Below are 17202 nucleotides of genomic sequence, written 5' to 3'. Positions count from 1 at the left end.
GGCTCACGGTGAGGCCGCCGAAACCGGACCGGCGCGTCACGCCGGCGGCGTGGGAGACGGTGATCGACCCGGCGTCCCACCTCCCCGCGGCGGGTCGAGCGGGGCCGGCGTCAGCGACCTGTCCAGGACGTAACCGGTCTCGCCGGCCTGGAAGATCACCGTCGCCTTGACGGGCACGTGACCGGCCGGGGTCGTGAACGACCCGGGGGCCGTGATCCTCCACGTCTCGGTGTCCGAGGCGCCGGGGGGCAGCACGCGTCTCACCGGCCTGCCGGCGCGTTCGGCCCGCCGGCCCTCGGGGACGGCGATCGAGACGGTCAGGCCGGTGACCGGGTGGTCGCCCAGGTTCTCCACCGTGGCGGTGACGGTGGCCGGATCACCGGCGCTCACGGTGACCGGACCGGCCGCGAGGAAGGCGCCGACCGGGGGACGCCGCGGGTCGGGGGCGCCGCGGTACGGGCCGGTGGGGCCCGCGTTGTAGATCACCCGGCTGGCCTCGATCGGGAGGTTGCCGCCGGTGACGGCGATGGTGCCGCGGACGACGTTGCCGCGGTCGCCGTGGGCGATGCCGGTGATGGCGGGGTTGGTCACGTAGTTCTCGACCAGCGTGAGGTCGCCGGTGTGGTTGCCGTTCTGGGTGTTGGCGTGCGCCCACGGTCCCGCGGTGTCGAGGAACACGTTGCGGCTCACGCTCAGGTACCGGGAACCCTCGTCGAAGTACAGGCCGAACTGCCCGCTGTTCTCGCAGTGGTTCTCGTCGATGACGCCGCCGGGTATCGCCGAGAGCGCGTAGACGCAGCTCGCCTCGGACAGCGCCTGCACGACGTTGCGCACGTGGTTGCCCACGACGCGGACGTCGCTCAGGGTGGTCGGCGTGTCGTGGACGGGCTGGAAGTCGTAGAGCCCCCGGGCGAGATAGTCGGGACTGCCCCCCGGGTCGTTGGCGCCCCAGCCGTAACCGAGCCCGATGCCTATGTACGGCATGTCGGAGACGTAGTTGTGCTCGATCGTCAGCCGCGTGACATAGCTGGCGAGGATCGCGGCCTGGTCCAGGTACTCGAGCGCGGTCGCGTGGACGCGGTTGTCCCTGAGCACGATGTCGCTGTTGACCATGCGAGGGTCGGACGGGTGGTGCGCGTCGGGGCGCACGCCGCCGACCACGATGCCGCCGCCGGAGCTCGCGGTGAACGTGCTCCCCACGACCGAGACCCCGTGCGCGCCCAGTCCCACGCCGGTGGCGTGGGCGCCCGCGTCGTTGCCGATGCCGAGCCCGACGGAACCGAGGTTGACGAAGGTACAGCCGACGAACGCGATGTCGTCCGCCGCCGACACCTGCACCGCCGCGGCCGCCTGCTCCCAGCCGTCACGGGAGGCCTCGAATCCCGTGCAGCCGATGGAGCACGAGGTGAACGCGTCAGCCGGCCGGTGGGGCTGGACGCCGCTGACGAACACGCCGGTCTGCTGGTTCGCGTACCCGTCGGGCGAGCCGGGGCGCAGCCACGTGGTGCCGGTGAAGGTCAGGCCCTCGAACCGCAGGTCGCGGGCCGGCTCGTCGTAGGTGCCGCCGACCTGGAGCAGTGTTTCCAGCCGCGGCAGCTCCACCCGCGCGCGCGAGAGGTCCTGCCCCGGGAGCGGCTTGTAGTAGAGCGTCCCCGCCGCGGGGTCCAGATACCACTCGCCCGGCTCGTCCAGGAAGCTCCTGGAGTTGAGCAGGAAGAACCTCGGCGTGCGGAACGGAGCCTGGACGGTGTCGTAGCCGTAGGTGTTGTTGTCCCAGGCCGGCTGCCGCATGACGACCGTGGAGCCGGAGATGCTCCGCACCGGCGCGAACCGGTTGGTGAACGTCAGCATCGCCTGGAAGTCGATGCGCCCCTGGTCGGGCAGGCCGGCCAGGTAGGCGAGGTCCGGGTTGTCGATGGTGAAGCCGGTCGGGGTCAGCGTGATGTCGCCGGGTGCCAGCTCGATCCGCGCACGCTGCGCCGGGATCCCGTCGACGTAGAGCTGCCGGCTGTCGAATCCGGTGCCGACGTGGGCGCGGTAGACGCCCGTGGCGCCGTCGGGCTCCCAGCCGGTGACCGGCTGGGAGCCGCTCAGCACGGGCGTGGCCCCGGGCGCCGCCTTCCAGGTCACGGTGTGCCCGTTCCTGCCGGAGTCGGCGGCGTCGAGGCGCAGCGGCGAGGCCGGCCGGTAGGTCCCGTCCAGGAGCAGGACGGTGACGTCGCGGGTTCCCTCGGCCGCGGCCTCGCGCGCCCGTCGCCGTGCCTCCTCCAGGGTCGCCAGCGGCCGGTCCGTACCACCCGGCCCCCTGTCGTCGGCGTTCCCGGCTCCGGGGGGCGCGACCACGATCGTGTGGCCCGCCCGGACGGCTTCCGCCCGGGTCGCGACCGATGTACGTCTGTGCGGCACGGGTGACGGACACACGTGCGTTCCCTTCTTCCGGTCCGGGACGCGTCATGGACGGTCGGCGTCGAACGGAGGATTCACCCCGGCGTCCGGTGCTGACCGTCCATGACCAGGGGGGCGAGCAGGCGCTGCTGTACGGCGTGACCGTTGTCGGTCACCGCCAGCAGCCGCCGGCCGGCCTGTTCCGGCCGGACGCCGGGGCCGTCGGCCGACAGGGTGCCAGGCCTGCGGGTGAGCCCCCTGATGACGTCCTCGTCGATCGTGAGACCCAGGCCGGGCGAGTCCCCGAGATGGAACGCGCCGTCCTCGATGTGAAGGTCGAGGGACACCCCGAGCGGCGGACGCAGGTCCTGCAGCTCGCTGGCCATGTGGTTCGGCACCGACGTCGCGGCGTGCAGCAGGCCGACCGGGACGTTGCCGACCGGGCTGACCGGCAGATCGTGGGCGTGCGCCAGGGCGGACACCCGCAGGAAGTGGGTGATCCCCCAGACCACGGCCGTCTGGACGATGTCGACGGCCCCCGCGGCCAGCAGCGGGCGATACTGCTCGAGCCCGGTGAGGTTCTCCCCGGTGGCGACCGACGCGCGGATCCCGCGGCCGACGACGGCCAGGCCCTCGGCGTCCCACCGCCGGACGGGCTCCTCGATCCAGGTGAGGTCCAGGGTGCGCTCGAGCTCGCAGACGTGCCGGATCGCCTGCTTGCGCGACCAGGCCTCGTTCGCGTCGAGCATCAGGCCCGGCCGCTTCCCGTGCCCGGCCTCGGTCAGGACCTCCCGGACCAGCGTCAGGCGGTGCCGGTCCCGCTCGATGTCGAGGCCGCCCTTGAGCTTGGCCGCCCGCAGGCCGTGCCGGGCGTAGACCTCGTACACCGAGACGAGTTCGTCGTCGGTCAGGCCGATGTCCAGGCCCGAGGCGTAGGCGGGAACCCGCCTGTCGCGCCCGCCCAGCAGACGCCAGAGCGGCTCGCCGGCCGCCTTCGCCTTGATGTCCCACAGGGCGGTGTCGAGCGCGCCGATGGTCCCGAACACCGCGCCCGCGTGGCCCGCCTTGAAGGTCTGCCGCAGCATGCGGTCGTACAGCGCCGTGACGCCGCGCGGGTCCTCACCCTCGATGGCGGCGAAGACGTTGTCCAGTTCCACGTGAGGCCCGACGCCGACGCCGGTGATCCCCTCGTCGGTGTCCACGACGATGATCGACACCGGAACGACCCCGTCGGCGTAGACGCCGTTGGCGTCACCGACCGGACGGTCCCACTCCTGGACCGTCTTCAAAGTGCGATACCCCGAGATACGCATGTCAGCCCTTCGTGGAACCGGCGGTGACGCCGTCGGCGATCTGACGTTGGAGAAAGAGATAGACCATCAGCACGGGTACGGCGGCGATCAGAACCCCAGAGGCGAAGGTGGGGATGTCGTCGGAGTACTGTCCGCGCAGCGACGTGACCCCGACCATGAGGGTGCGATGGTCGGCCGAGGGCATCATCAGCAGGGAGATGAGCACGTCGTTCCAGCAGAACAGGGCGTTGAGGATGCCGACCGACAGCAGGGCCGGAGTGCCTATCGGCAGCATGACCCGCCGGTAGACGCCGTACGTCGTGTTCCCGTCGATTCTCGCCGCGTCGATGATCTCCCCTGGAACGGTCTTGTAGTAACTCGTCATCAGGAAGATCGTGAAAGGGAGGAACTGCGCGACGTAGGCCAGGATCAGTCCCGGGTAGGTGTCGATGAGGCCGCTGTCCGCCATCACCCGGGCGAGCGGCACCATGATCACCTGAAACGGGATGAACAGGGCCGCGAGACAGCCCAGGAAAAGCGCCTTGGAGCCGCGAAACCGCAGCTGGCTCAGCGCGAAGCCCGCCATCGACCCGAGGAGCAGCAGCAGGACCACCGAGATCGTCACCACGAGGAGCGAGTTGACGAAGTATCGTGCCATGCCGACGCTGGTCCACGCGGTGACGATGTTGTCCCACTGCAGGGAGGTCGTCGGCGAGAAGCGGTCGAGGACATACTCACGCCGGGTCTTCATGGCGACGTTGGTGGTGAACACGAGGGGATAGATCGTCGCCAGCGCGAGGAGCGCCATCGGGACGGCGAGTACCCACTTGGTCAGCCGGTTGCCGGACATCAGTCCTCCCTTCCGGCGCGGCGGAGCACGCTGATCTGCATGAGCCCCACCACGAGCATGATGAGGAAGAGGACCGTCGACGCGGCCGAGGCGAGCGCGGGGCGGTTCATCTGTCCCTGCTGGATCCAGACGTAGTACTCCGGCAGGTAGGTGGACCCCTCAGGCCCACCGCTGGTCATGACGTACAGCAGGCCGAACATGGACGTCAGCATCCCGATCATCGTGGTCACGAAGACGAACTGGATGGTGCGGGTCAGACCCGGGATGATCACGTGCCAGATGATCTGGGGGAGCGTCGCGCCGTCGACCCGGGCCGCGTCCAGGAGCGCGGGGTCCAGGGTGGCGAATCCGGCGAGGAACACCACCAGGGCCATCCCGAACGTCGCCCAGATGTGCACGCCGACGACCGCGAACATGGCGACGTCCGGATCGCCGAGCCAGTCGACCGGGCCGAGACCGATCGTCGCCAGGACGGTGTTCAACGGGCCGTCGTAGGCGAGCATCAGGTTGAAGATCGCGCCGACGATCACCGGCGAGAGCACGGCCGGGAAGAAGTAGACGCTGCGGAAGACACGGTGCCCGGGCACGCGCAGGTAGATGAACGTCGCCAGCAGGCCCGGGATGGCCACCGCCACGGGAAGCAGCAGCACCAGCAGCCCGACGTTGCGCAGCGCGCTCTGGAACGTCGCGTCCTGGAACATCTCCAGGTAGTTGTCGAGGCCGACCATCATCCCATTGCGCTCGCCGTCGCCCGTGAAGGAGAAGTTGACGCCCAGCAGCAGCGGCCACAGCCGCAGTGCCACGATGATCAGCAGGGCCGGAGCCACCAGAACATAAGGTGCGAGGCGGTCGGAACGCCACGTGCGCGACACCGGGCGGGAAGCGGGCCCGGTGTCACCGGGACGTGCCCGTCGCCTCGTTGCCTCTCCGCCGGCCCGCCCGGAGTCGACCGGGCGGACCAACGGTGACGAATCTCGGATCGGCACGGGATCAGCTCGCCCGATCCGAGGCGGCCAGCTGCTCCACCACCTCGTCGACGGTCGCCGATCCGCTCAGGAGCTGCTGGGAAAGCCTTCCCATCAGGTCCAGGGTCTTCGAGGACAACGCGACGTGCAGGGCGGGCTTACCCTCCTTGAGCTGCGACACGAGCGTGCCGACGGCCACGGGGCCCTGCGACACGTCGATCGTGGTGTCGGACGCGATCGCGCCGGCGTCGGAGTAGAAGGAGGTCAGGGCGTCGGTCGTGGTCAGCGACCGCACCATGTCGGCGGCCATCTTCGGGTCCTTCGCCCACTTCGCGACCGCGTAGCCGATGCCGCCGTCGTACGCGAGGCTCGGGGTGGTTCCGCTGGTGACGACCGGGGACGACATGACGCCGACCTTGTCGTTCCCCAGGAACTCGCTGAAGTCCTTCCAGTGCCCGATGTCCGACATCAGCCCGATGATGTGGGCGGCCTTGCCGGAGTTGAAGACCGTGAAGGCGTCGTTGAACATCGCGGTCGAGTTGGCCCCCTTGTTGTTCAGCCCCGAGTCGCCGGCGTCCTTCCACAGCTTGAAGATCTGCTTCACGTTGGGGGAGTCCCAGGCGCGCTTCCCGGCGATCCAGTCGTCGTACTCCTGCGCCGTCAGGATGCCCGAGCCGAGGCCCGACATGAAGAACTGGATGCCGGCGCCCTCCTTGTTGCCGAGCGCGAAGCAGTCGGCCCCGGTCTTCTGCTTGATGGTGCCGCAGTCGTCGACGAACTCCTTCCACGTCGTGGCGGGGCTGGCCGGGTCGAGTCCCGCCTTCTCGTACAGCGTCTTGTTGTAGTAGATCGGGTGGCCCTGCAACGTCACCGGCGCGCCGTAGATCTTGCCGTCCTTGCTGAACGCGTCCCAGCCCGCCAGGCGCTCCTTGTCCTCGGCGACGTACTGGTCGAGGGGGAGGAGCGAGTCCACGCGGTCGCGGATCTGGCCGCCTCCGTTGAAGAGCATGACGTCCGGTCCCGTGCTGGACTGGATGGCCGCGCCCAGCAGGGTGTAGTACTGGTCGAACGGCTGGGCCACGAACTCGACCGTGACGCCGGGGTGCTTCTTGGCGAAGTCGTCCTTAGCCTTCTGGACGTAGGAGGCCGCGGCCGCGTCACCGGATTTCCAGTCCCAGACCACGAGCTTCGTGACCTTGCCGGAGTCGCTCGGCGACGACGCGGGCCGGCTGGCGCTTCCGCAGCCGGCTAAGGCCAGTCCGGCGACCAAGAGGGCGGAGCACAGTGTTCGCTGCTTCATTGCTGTTCACTCTCCAGAGGACGGCCGGCTCGCCCGGCCGCGATGTGAGGCGAAACGTAATTCGTATGACGTCTGACGTCAATACACGTGACATATACTGATGTCGAAATGTGGCGCCGCCCGCGGCACCGGAGGAGATATGACGGCATCGCAGGAATCGCCGCCGAGCGTGGCGCCACCCCCGGCCTGGGTGCGACGGCCGGCCAACCTCGCCAGGGCGGTGACGGCGGAACTGGTGGAGCGCATCGTTCGCGGAGCGCACCCGCCGGGCACACCATTGCCTGCCGAACCCGCGCTCTGCGACGCCTTCTCGGTGAGCCGGACCGTCATCCGCGAGGCGGTGAAGATCCTTCAGGAGAAGGGGCTGGTGCAGGTCCGCCAGGGCAGCGGCACCATCGTCACCCCGCCGACGATGTGGGACATGCTCGACGAGCATGTCCTCGCGGCGACCATCGCCGAGGACGAGAGCCTGGCGATCCTCGACGACCTCGTCGTCACCCGGCGCGTGCTGGAGTCCGACATGGCGAACTTCGCCGCCCGCCTCGCGGATCAGGACACCGTCGACCGGCTGCGCGCGCTGGTGGACCGGATGGACGAGCTCGTGGACGACCACGTCACGTACGCCGATCACGACCGCGCCTTCCACGACGTGATCATGCAGGCGTCCGGCAACCGTATCGCCCGTGGCGTGGTGCGTGCTCTGGAGAGCCAGGTCATCAACACCGCCCGCTACATGGGCCAGCCCCAGCGGGCCCTGTGCGTGGCGTCCAACCTCGGCCATCGCCGCATCTACGAGCGCATCGCCGCCCACGACCCCGGCGGGGCCGCCGAGGCGATGTTCAAGCACATCACCGACGCCTGGCTCGTCCGCCGCGGCGGGCCGGACGAGCCCGTGCGCCTGGAGCGTTGAACGCGAATCCCGCTCGACCGGGACGCGGCGTCCAGTGGCTTTACTTCGATCCGATGAATCCGGCAGGCTCGGCCCGATGGGCATGCCTGTGAACCAAGTGGAAGAAGGCGTTTCGTGAAACTGTTTCGGGTGGGTTCGCCAGGCCAGGAGCGGCCCTGCGTCATGGGACCCGACGGCAGGGCGCTGGACCTGTCGGCGCTGACGGCCGACATCGACGGCGCGTTCCTCGCCGGGGGAGGCGTCGAGCGGGTACGTTCCGCCCTCGCCGAGGGCGGCCTGCCCGAGGCCGGGCCGTACGAGCGGATCGGCGCTCCGGTGGCCAGGCCAGGGAAGATCATCTGTATCGGGCTGAACTACTCCGACCACGCGGAGGAGACCGGTGCCGCCATCCCCGCCGAGCCGGTGGTCTTCATGAAGGCGCCCAACACGGTCGTCGGCCCCGAGGACGAGGTCCTGGTGCCGCGCGGCAGCGTGAAGACCGACTACGAGGTGGAACTGGCGGTGGTCGTCGGTGGCACGGCCCGCTACCTGTCCTCCCCGGAGGAGGCGGCGGGCGTGATCGCCGGATACGCGATCGCGAACGACGTCTCCGAGCGGGAGTTCCAGAACGAGCGCGGCGGCCAGTGGGACAAGGGCAAGTCGTGCGAGACGTTCAACCCGCTGGGCCCGTGGCTGGTCACGCCGGACGAGGTGGGTGATCCGCAGGCGCTCGGCCTGCGCCTGTGGGTCAACGGGCGGCTCCGCCAGAACGGCAGCACCAAGAACCAGATCTTCGGCGTTCATCACGTGATCTGGTACCTCAGCCAGTTCATGGTCCTGGAGCCGGGGGACGTGGTGAACACCGGCACCCCCGCCGGGGTCGCCCTCGGCATCGGCCCGGAGGCGTACCTGCGCGCGGGCGACGTGGTCGAACTCGAGATCGACGGACTCGGCCGCCAGCGTCAGCGGATGGGGCAGGCGTGAGAGCGGGCGAAACGCTCCCCGGGCGCGCGGAGGCGCGTGGGAGGGGGCCGGCACGGGAGCGCTCCAGGTGAGGTCGGCGGCTACGGACGCGTGTTTCCCCGCGTAGGGCTGTCGGGGAGGTTCGGGGGCTCGGCGGAGGGAGCCGGGTGGGGCAGGCCCAGGTTGGTGATGCGCCGCACCAGGGCCTCGCGCCGCACCCGGACCTGCCGGCCGCTGTCGTGGCCGGCCAGGGTGGCGGCGCGGACCTCGGCGATGACATGGGAGTGCGGGACGTTGAGCACCGCGGCGGCCGTGGCGACGCTCACCAGGGGCTCGTCCGGCAGCATCGCCAGCCGTTCGGCGATCATGCGCTCGCGGAACTCGGCGGCGAACCACACGGTGGCGTCACCGACGCCGAGATGGAGGACGAGTCCTTCGCGTTCCAGGTGCAGCAGGAGGTCGTCGATGTCGCCTGGCGTGCTCATGCGGCGCTTTCCCTCGTGTCGGTGGTGTCGGCGGGGTGGGGGACGCCCGGCGCCGCGTTCCGGCGACGACGTTCCCCGGGCCGCCCCGGACCGGTGAGTTCGTCCGGGGCGGCCTCCCTCGCCCCGGCCTTCCGCGGCCGGGGCGTCCGGGCGATGGCCTTCGCCGGGGCGGTGGACCGCCCCGGCGAAGGGATGAGACGGCTGGATCAGCTGCGCAGGGTCCACTTCTGGCTGGTCGTGCCGGTGCAGGACCACAGCTGGACCTTGGTCCCGTTGCCGGTCCCGAAGTTGCTCGCCTCCATGCACTTACCGGACTGCACGCCGGTGACGGTGCCGTCGGCGTTGACGTTCCACTGCTGGTTGGCCTGGCCGTTGCAGTCCCAGATGATCACCTGGGTGCCGTTGGCGGTGCCCTGCCCGTTGGCGTCCAGGCACTTGTTGCCGTACACCTGCAGCTGCTTGCCCGAGGTCTGGGTGAAGCGCTGGTTGGTGCCGGTGCCGCAGTCCCACAGCTGCACCTGGGTGCCGTTGGTGGTGGTCGAGTTCGGGACGTCGACGCAGCGGTTCGACTGGGTGCCGACGAGCTGCACACCCTGCGGGGGCTGGGTGGTTCCCTGGGGTCCGGCGGCCGCCATCACGGCCTGGGCGCCCGACGGCCAGTTGCCGTTGGTGACCGTGACGTTGTTGTTGACGACGTTGCCGCGGTCGCCGTTGGTCACGTTGGTGCTGCCGTTGGTCGACCAGTTGCCGGTGACGGTGAAGTTCCCCATGTTCTCGGCGTACCAGTAGTTGGCGGTGGCCCAGGTGCCGGTGGAGGAGAAGACGTTGTTGCGGGCGGTGTAGTACCGCGATCCCTCGTCGAAGTAGACGCCGAAGTAGCCGTTGGTCCGCAGGCAGTAGTTGTCGCTGATCAGCCCGCCCGGGTTCGCCGACAGCGTGTAGATGCATCCGCCGTCGTTCATCTGCTGCATGACGTCGTGCACGTAGTTGCCGGAGAGCCGGTTGTTGGACGCGGTGGTGGCCGTGGTGTAGCGCGGCTGGTAGTTGTACAGGCCGCGGCCGGCGTAGTGCTCGCTGCCGCCGGCGTCGTTGGCGCCCCAGCCGTACCCGATCGACATGCCGGTGTACGGCATGTTGTAGACCTCGTTGTTGGTGACGGTGGCGGTGCTGACGTAGGTGGTCAGGACCGAGACGATGCCTCGGTACTCCACGCCGAGGTCGTGGATGCGGTTGTTGCTGACGGTGATGTTCCGGTTGACCATCCGCTGGTCGCCGGGGTGGTGGGCGTCGGCGCGCACGCCGCCGACCACGATGCCGCCGGCCGAGTTACGGGCGATCTCGGAGCGGGTGACGGTGATGTTGCTCGCGCCCAGGCCGACACCGCTGGCGTGACCGTTGGCGTCGTTGCCGATGCCGATGGCCGTCTGCCCCAGGTTGAAGAACTGCGAGTCGCTGAAGGTGACGTTGTTGGCGGCGGACACCTGCACGGCGGCGGGCATCTGGTACCAGTTCGGCCGGGTGGCCTCGAACTGCGGGCAGCCGTTGTGGCAGGAGGTGAAGGCGGGCCAGCTCCAGTTGCCGGCCATGTAGACGCCGGTCTGCTGGTCCACGTAGCCCTGGTTGCCGCTCGGCGCCGTCCAGGTCGTGCCGGTGAACGTGATCCCGGTGAACGCGATGTGGTGCGCGGGCGCGTCGTAGGTTCCCCCGACGTTCACCAGGGACTGCAGCACCGGCAGCTCCACGCTGACGCTGCTCATGTTCTGCCCGGAGAGCGGGATGTAGGAGAGCGCGCCGGTCCCGGAGTCGAGGTACCACTCGCCCGGCGCGTCGAGGAACTCGTAGGCGTTGGTCAGGTAGAGCGGGCCCGCCCGGTGCGGGCTGGTGAAGGTGTCGTACCCGAAGTTGTTGTTGCTCCAGCCGGGCTGCTGCATCGTGATGAAGTTCCCGGTGATGTTCTGCACCGACACGTACCGGTCCGTGAACGAGTTGACGCTCTCCATCTGGACCCGGCTCTTGTTGGCGAGGTTGTTCAGATAGCTCAGGGCGCCGTTGGTGAAGGAGAGGCCGCTGCTGTTCGCGGTGAAGTCCGCCCGGTTCACCTGGGTGCGGGCGCGGGTGGCGATGGCGCCGTTGACGTACAGCTGCCGGGTGTCGGCCCCGGCGCCGACGTTGGCCCGCCAGATGTTCTTCCCGGAGTCGGCGAGCGACCAGCCGGTGACCGCCCTGGCGCCGCTGATGACGGGACGGGTACCCGCGGCGGCCTGCCACTTGACGGTGTAGCCGTTGTTGCCGGAGTCGGCGGCGGTCAGCCGGAGCGGCGCGGAGAGGCGGTACGTCCCGGCGGCCAGCTCCACGACGATGTCACCGGACATCGCGCCGGTGAGCGCCCGCACCGCGGTCTGCGCGGCGGGCAACGAGCAAGGCTGGGCCGCGGAGCAGGTGGTGCCGCTACCGGAAGGGGAGGCGTAGAGGGTCGTGGTGGCCGCCGAGGCGGGCGAGACCGGCGCCACCAGGGCGGCCGCGGCGGTCAGCCCTATCGCGGTGGCTCCGGCCAGCATCAGTCTCCGCATCGCGGAGTACGAGAATTCAAACACGGGACTTCCTTGTGTCGGGGGGTGGGGGAGTGGCCGGCGGAACGTCCCATCGGAGCCGGTCCGGCGGCTGCGGCGCCGGTCCTCGTGCCGCCCGGGGCGCGGCCGTCCACGTACGGACGGCCGCGCCCCGGGCGGTCAGGCATGCGAAAGTGCTCCTGCCGCGGAAGGGGATCCCTCGCCGGGACGATGCTTTCCCGGCGAGGGATCCCGAAGGTGTCTCAGAGATCAGGAAAAGGGGTCAGGTCCGGGTCCAGCGCTGGTTGCTTCCGCCGTTGCAGTCCCAGATGGCGAGTCTGGTGCCGTTGGCGGTGGCGCTGTTGGGCACGTCCAGGCACTTGTTCGCGCCGAGGGCGGTGATGGTGCCGTCGGCGTTCAGGCGCCACTTCTGGTTGTTCTGCCCGTTGCAGTCCCAGATCTGGACCAGGGCGCCGTTGGCGGTGCTCTGGTCGGCCACGTCCAGGCACTTGTTGCCGTAGACCCGCAGTTCACTCGCGGCGGTCGTCGCCCACTGCTGGTTGTTCTGGCCGTTGCAGTCCCAGAGCTGTACCGCGGCGCCGTTGGCCTGCGAGACGCCGCTCACGTCGAGGCACCTGCCCGAGCCCACACCCCGGATCGCCCCCGCCGTTCCCGGCGTCGGAGTCACCGTCGGAGTCGGAGTCGGCGTGGGGTTGGGGTCGCTCCCGAACTGCGAGAAGAACCTCCACACCTCGCCCTTGGTCCAGGTCGTGATGCCGCTCTCGGCGTAGGTCCCGTCGACGGGGCCGGGCATGTGACCGTTGTCGAAGGCGGCCCACACGACCGGGTACCCGGCACGGCACCCCGAGTAGGTGGTGGTGATGTGCGTCCTGCTGCCAGAACCCGGCTCCGGCGGGTTCTGGGGGGTGCAGCCGTTGTTGCGGACGAACCTGTCACGCAGCGACCGTCCCTGGGAGATGTTGAGGACGTTGTCGCTGATGCCGTGCAGTCCCATGTACGCGATGGGCTGGGAGCCGTCGCTGCACCCGCTGAGCTGCGCGCCGGCGTAGACCGCGACCGCGCGGAAGACCGTCGCCCTGCTGCACGCGAGCGAGTAGCTCATACCGCCGCCGTAGCTGAAGCCCATGGCGAAGCGCTGCGTGGTGTCGACGCACAGGGAGGCGTCGAGCAGCCTGTTCAGGTCGTCGACGAGGACGACGTCCTCGTTGTTGGAGTTGGCCCAGCCGTTGCCGATGCCCTGGGGCGCGACGAAGATCCCGTTGTTGTTCGACATCTGCCGCATGCCGTAGAAGGACCAGGGGTACCCGCTGGTGCCGCCCGAGTCGATCTCGTTCATCGTGCCGCCCCGCCAGTGGAACCCGAAGAACACGCGGTAGGGCGTGTTGTTGTTGTAGTTGTCGGGGAGCCTCAGGATGTAGGAGCGCGTCTTGCCGCCGCTCTGGATCGTGCGCGTGCCGCTCGTCAGCGCCGGGGCCTTGCCGCACCCGGCGGTCGGCGCGAGGGCGGCGGTGCCCGTGGACGACGTGGTCGCGCCGACGCTGTTGCTCAGCGCCGCGTGACCCGTGGACAGGACGAGAAGCGCCGCGGCCGCGATCGCTCCGAAGAAGGATTTCTGCTTCAACATCACGCGACTCCCCCCGGGATGGGGACGTCGACATGTCTGGATGGGGAAACCACTTGGTTCTCCTTCATTGGGGGGTAGGAGTCTCAGCCGGCCGGTGTGGCGGCTCAACGCCGTTTCGTCGGTGCCCGCGCCGAACACCACGTCTGGCCGGTTCTTGCCGATGTCGCCGGACGACCGCGTTCTGGTGCGAAGTGGTACGGAACCGTTCGCGTCACCGTCGTGGACGACGATGTCCGTCCTTACTTCCGGTGGCCTCCGCCGGTCCGGCTCGGCGGCGAGCCGCCCGGCGAGGTCCGACCGCGCCGCCGGCTCGCCGCCGTCGACCCGCGTGGGCCGTCCGCAGCCACCCTCATGGCGGTGGCACGGCCGGCGAGCACGGATAGTGCCGTCCCACGCCCAGCGCCGGCAGCCGGTCGCCGCGGTGTCGGGCGCGTCCGCGTGGCTGGTTCCGATCGCTCACATGATTCTCCAGACATGTCGCGGTGTCCGGCGAGTGGTACCGCGAGGGGGGTGTGATCTGAGGGACTGCGTGAGTCGAGACGGTCGGGTCACGATGCACGACCGCCGCGGAGTGCCCCACTCCAGATGCGGTCCAGCCAAGGAGGAGACCCCCGACAGGAGGCGTCCCGGAGACTTAGCTACTAATTACGTTCCTCACGCTGAGGCGCGTCAAGACCTTAAGCCCACTTATTTCTGACTCCTCACAAGCGGACCATTGTCAGAGTGGGAACTCTTTCGAGCATAAGCGCAGTTGGAAGGCTTGCTCTTTCCCTCGGCCGGTGCGCGGATTCCGCGCCGCGTCAGATGTGTAGCACTCTATGTCAGGTAGGTTGCGAGGATTGGTGCTGATCCGAGCCTCGGTTGGCCGTACCCTTGAGGAGGCGGTGGCAGGGAGGGAGCGGCGTGGTCGATACTCCGCGTGCGGAAGGCGTGTACCGGCCGGGCTACGAGGTGGCCGCGGAGCAGGTGCTGGAGCTGATCAGTCGGTTGCGCCTGCGGCCCGGTGACCGCATGCCCACCGAGAACGAGCTGGCCCGGCAACTGGGCACGAGCCGAACCGTCGTGCGTGAGGCGGTGAAGATACTCTCGGCGCTCGGCCGGGTACGCGCCCAGAAGGGGCGCGGTCTGTACGTGGCCGACGACGAGGGGATGCTCGGCACCGGGCGCTGGGCGTCCTTCTTCCTGCCCACCGACCTGGACCACGTCTACATGCTCTTCGAGTTCCGCCGGGCCCAGGAGATGGAGACCAGCCGGCTGGCCGCCCGCCGGGCCACCCCGGCGGAGCTGGGAGACATCGAGAAGTCGGCCGGGGTGTGCCGCTACGGATTCGACATCGGACGTGAGGATCTGTTCATCGAGGGCGACGACGCCTTCCACACCGCCATCGCGACGGCCTCGCACAACATGTTCCTCCAGATAGCGGTGCGAGAGGCCCGCCGGCTGCAGGCCCAGTCCAACCTCATCGGACTGCGCGGCTCGGTGGGCGGGCACGCGGCCAAGGCCGTCGAGGAACACGACGCCATCTACCAGGCCATCCGCGCCGGAGACCCGGAAGCGGCGGCCCAGGCCGCGGCGACACACATCGACAACACCCTGGACGACTACCGCAGAGAGATCCAGCAGCGCATCTTCTCGCCGACCGATTGATCTCCCGCGAGCGGATTACGCGGGTGGTGCGGGTACGGCACCGCCAGGACGCGCCCGGTGCCGTCGTGCCGGACGCCCGCGGCGAGCACCACGTGCGCCGATGGCCGCTCTGCTCGGGAGGAAAGAGCGAATGGCCGCCCGGCCGTCGCGGGGACGGCCACGGGTGAAAGTTTCACCGCACCGCGCCTCCAGGAAGAGCGAGCGCCCTTTGATGGAAGCAGATGGGACCTGGTCGCCGAGCAAACGCCCGGAATGCAAGACCTGCCTGATTCTTGACAGGCATTCCTCACTTCGTGTCTACTCTGCCGCACCACCCACAACCAAGCCCGCCGGGCAGAGGACAGGTCTCGATGAACTTATGTGAGCGCTAACAAAGTAACTCGGGCCGAGCGTCCTGCCCCAGACGCCCTGTCCGGCCCGGTTGACGGAGGTGAGCGTTACCGGCACCCGCCCTCTTCGTGTTCGGCGACATCACCCGATCCACAGGAAACGCCGCCACACCTCCGGTGACCGGCCTCGACGACCCTCCGCGTCGAACCGGTCCGGGAGGCTCCCGTCGATCGGCTCGGATCGACCAGGTGAAGAACCCGCCCGGGGCGCCGACCACCCCAGGCGGGTTCCGCTCGGTGGGGTCAGGTTCGGGTCCAGCGCTGGTTGCTTCCGCCGTTGCAGTCCCAGATGGCGAGTCTGGTGCCGTTGGCGGTGGCGCTGTTGGGCACGTCCAGGCACTTGTTCGCGCCGAGGGCGGTGATGGTGCCGTCGGCGTTCAGGCGCCACTTCTGGTTGTTCTGCCCGTTGCAGTCCCAGATCTGGACCAGGGCGCCGTTGGCGGTGCTCTGGTCGGCCACGTCCAGGCACTTGTTGCCGTAGACCCGCAGTTCACTCGCGGCGGTCGTCGCCCACTGCTGGTTGTTCTGGCCGTTGCAGTCCCAGAGCTGTACCGCGGCGCCGTTGGCCTGCGAGACGCCGCTCACGTCGAGGCACCTGCCCGAGCCCACACCCCGGATCGCACCCGCCGTTCCCGGCGTCGGAGTCACCGTCGGAGTGGGCGACGGCGACGGCGACGGGTTCGCGCCGCCGTCGAGGCCGAGGAACGTGATGGCGTGGGGGAACATGCCGTCCAGCGGCAGGGAGTGGCCGTGGCCCGCGAAGCTGAACGCTTCGACCGGAGCCTGGGTCGTGGTGGCGCCGTACCGGGTCCGGGTCACACCCGATCGAGGGCTGTCGGCGAACGCCGGTGTCTGGCTCGATCCGTGCAGGTCGGTCCACTGCTTGATCTCTTCGCCGAAGTTGGGATAGGCGAGCGTGGTGTCGGTGCTGCCGTGCCACAGCTGCATCCGGGGATAGCGGCCGGTGTATCCGGGATACATCGCCCGTGCCTGGTCGCCCCACTGCTGCGGGGTCTTGACGAGGTTCCCGCCGGAACACTGGCTGTTCCACAGCGATCCGTTGGTGGTGGCGAAGCACCCGGCGGGGACGCCGGAGAACGCCGCGGCGGCCGTGAACACGTCCGGGTACTGGGCGGCGAGCACGTTGGTCATCATCGCGCCGGAGGAGAAGCCACTGACCACGATGCGGGCGGGGTCGACGTTGTGGCGCTGCCGGGCCCACGTGGCCATGGACATGATTCCGGTGGAATCACCGCCGCCGTCGCGCCTGAGCGCGGCGGGGGTGGAGACGTCGAAGCAGCGTCCCTCCCGGGTGGCCTCGGGGACCACGATGATGTACCCGTACCGGTCCGCCGCGGTCACGTAGTCACGCCCGACGCTGTTGAAGACCCCACTGGCCGTGCCCGTGCAGTAGTGGACCATGACCAGCATCGCCGGCCGTGCCGCGACCCTGTCCGGTACGTAGATGTACATGTTGAGGTTCGTCGGGTTGTTACCGAAGTCGGTCACCTGGGTCAGCGACGCGGCCGCGGCGGGCCGGACCGCCAGGAGCAGGCCCGCGATCAACAGGGGTAAGGCGCCGGCCGCCGGCACGGCCCTGAGCCTTCGTCTCACATCATGTCCTTTCGATTGCCGGGGCGCCTCCAGCCACTTCGCTGACGGCTTGCCTCGTCAGGGCTCAAGCCGAAGCCTCCGGTGCGGCGGGTCTCGCCGCACCGGAGGCCCCTCATCAGGACGGAAGGAAGGTCAGCAGGTCCATGTGCCCTAGCGCTGCAGTGTCAGCAGGCCCGGCCGGTAGGGCAGGAGGCCGTATTCGACACCGTCGGAGTTGGGGTTGCGGCCC

Annotated in this window: 12 protein-coding genes; 3 read left to right on the top strand and 9 right to left on the bottom strand. The window is 69.3% G+C overall.

From position 1 onward, the window contains the following. Window positions 1-36: 36 nt before the first annotated feature. From ACTOQ3_RS42360 to ACTOQ3_RS42340, 5 genes are all read right to left on the bottom strand, one after another. Complete coding sequence (locus tag ACTOQ3_RS42360) at window positions 37-2406, bottom strand: NEW3 domain-containing protein (protein ID WP_440089647.1); 2370 nt, start codon at window positions 2404-2406, stop codon at window positions 37-39. A gap of 74 nt (window positions 2407-2480) precedes the next feature. Next, window positions 2481-3674: a mandelate racemase/muconate lactonizing enzyme family protein gene (locus ACTOQ3_RS42355; RefSeq protein ID WP_440089645.1), complete on the bottom strand. Its 1194-nt coding sequence runs from the start codon at window positions 3672-3674 to the stop codon at window positions 2481-2483. Window positions 3675-3699: 25 nt separating this feature from the next. Then, window positions 3700-4527: a carbohydrate ABC transporter permease gene (locus ACTOQ3_RS42350; RefSeq protein ID WP_440089644.1), complete on the bottom strand. Its 828-nt coding sequence runs from the start codon at window positions 4525-4527 to the stop codon at window positions 3700-3702. Further along, window positions 4527-5354, bottom strand: a complete 828-nt coding sequence (locus tag ACTOQ3_RS42345; protein WP_440089643.1) for a carbohydrate ABC transporter permease — start codon at window positions 5352-5354, stop codon at window positions 4527-4529. The genes ACTOQ3_RS42350 and ACTOQ3_RS42345 overlap by 1 nt, the downstream gene beginning before the upstream one ends. Window positions 5355-5517: 163 nt before the next feature. After that, complete coding sequence (locus ACTOQ3_RS42340; RefSeq protein ID WP_440089641.1) at window positions 5518-6792, bottom strand: ABC transporter substrate-binding protein; 1275 nt, start codon at window positions 6790-6792, stop codon at window positions 5518-5520. Window positions 6793-6931: 139 nt separating this feature from the next. On the opposite strand from ACTOQ3_RS42340, the gene ACTOQ3_RS42335 reads away from it, so the two are divergent. Together ACTOQ3_RS42335 and ACTOQ3_RS42330 are read left to right on the top strand one after the other, a co-directional pair. After that, window positions 6932-7702: a FadR/GntR family transcriptional regulator gene (locus ACTOQ3_RS42335; RefSeq protein WP_440089640.1), complete on the top strand. Its 771-nt coding sequence runs from the start codon at window positions 6932-6934 to the stop codon at window positions 7700-7702. 114 nt (window positions 7703-7816) lie between these two features. Beyond that, window positions 7817-8665, top strand: coding sequence for a fumarylacetoacetate hydrolase family protein (locus tag ACTOQ3_RS42330; protein ID WP_440089639.1), 849 nt, complete (start codon window positions 7817-7819; stop codon window positions 8663-8665). 80 nt (window positions 8666-8745) lie between these two features. Here the strand turns inward: ACTOQ3_RS42330 and ACTOQ3_RS42325 are convergent, their stop codons facing one another. The 3 genes from ACTOQ3_RS42325 to ACTOQ3_RS42315 all read right to left on the bottom strand — a co-directional run bounded on the left by ACTOQ3_RS42325 (window position 8746) and on the right by ACTOQ3_RS42315 (window position 13323). Then, window positions 8746-9129: a hypothetical protein gene (locus tag ACTOQ3_RS42325; RefSeq protein ID WP_440089638.1), complete on the bottom strand. Its 384-nt coding sequence runs from the start codon at window positions 9127-9129 to the stop codon at window positions 8746-8748. Between the two features lie 206 nt (window positions 9130-9335). After that, complete coding sequence (locus ACTOQ3_RS42320; protein WP_440089636.1) at window positions 9336-11723, bottom strand: ricin-type beta-trefoil lectin domain protein; 2388 nt, start codon at window positions 11721-11723, stop codon at window positions 9336-9338. A 238-nt stretch (window positions 11724-11961) separates the two neighbouring features. Beyond that, window positions 11962-13323 (bottom strand): lectin, encoded by a 1362-nt coding sequence (locus ACTOQ3_RS42315; RefSeq protein WP_440089634.1) that lies wholly within the window; start codon window positions 13321-13323, stop codon window positions 11962-11964. A gap of 903 nt (window positions 13324-14226) precedes the next feature. Between ACTOQ3_RS42315 and ACTOQ3_RS42310 the strand changes: the two genes are divergently transcribed. Beyond that, window positions 14227-14970 (top strand): FadR/GntR family transcriptional regulator, encoded by a 744-nt coding sequence (locus ACTOQ3_RS42310; protein ID WP_440089632.1) that lies wholly within the window; start codon window positions 14227-14229, stop codon window positions 14968-14970. A gap of 632 nt (window positions 14971-15602) precedes the next feature. Here ACTOQ3_RS42310 and ACTOQ3_RS42305 read toward each other — a convergent pair. Next, window positions 15603-16973, bottom strand: a complete 1371-nt coding sequence (locus ACTOQ3_RS42305; RefSeq protein WP_440089630.1) for an extracellular catalytic domain type 1 short-chain-length polyhydroxyalkanoate depolymerase — start codon at window positions 16971-16973, stop codon at window positions 15603-15605. Window positions 16974-17202 lie beyond the last annotated feature (229 nt).

The organism is Streptosporangium sp. LJ11 (genome assembly GCF_051918945.1).
Classification (GTDB): Bacteria; Actinomycetota; Actinomycetes; order Streptosporangiales; family Streptosporangiaceae; genus Streptosporangium.
The sequence above is the reverse complement of the archived record's forward strand: the minus strand, read 5'-3'. Positions and strand labels throughout refer to the sequence as shown.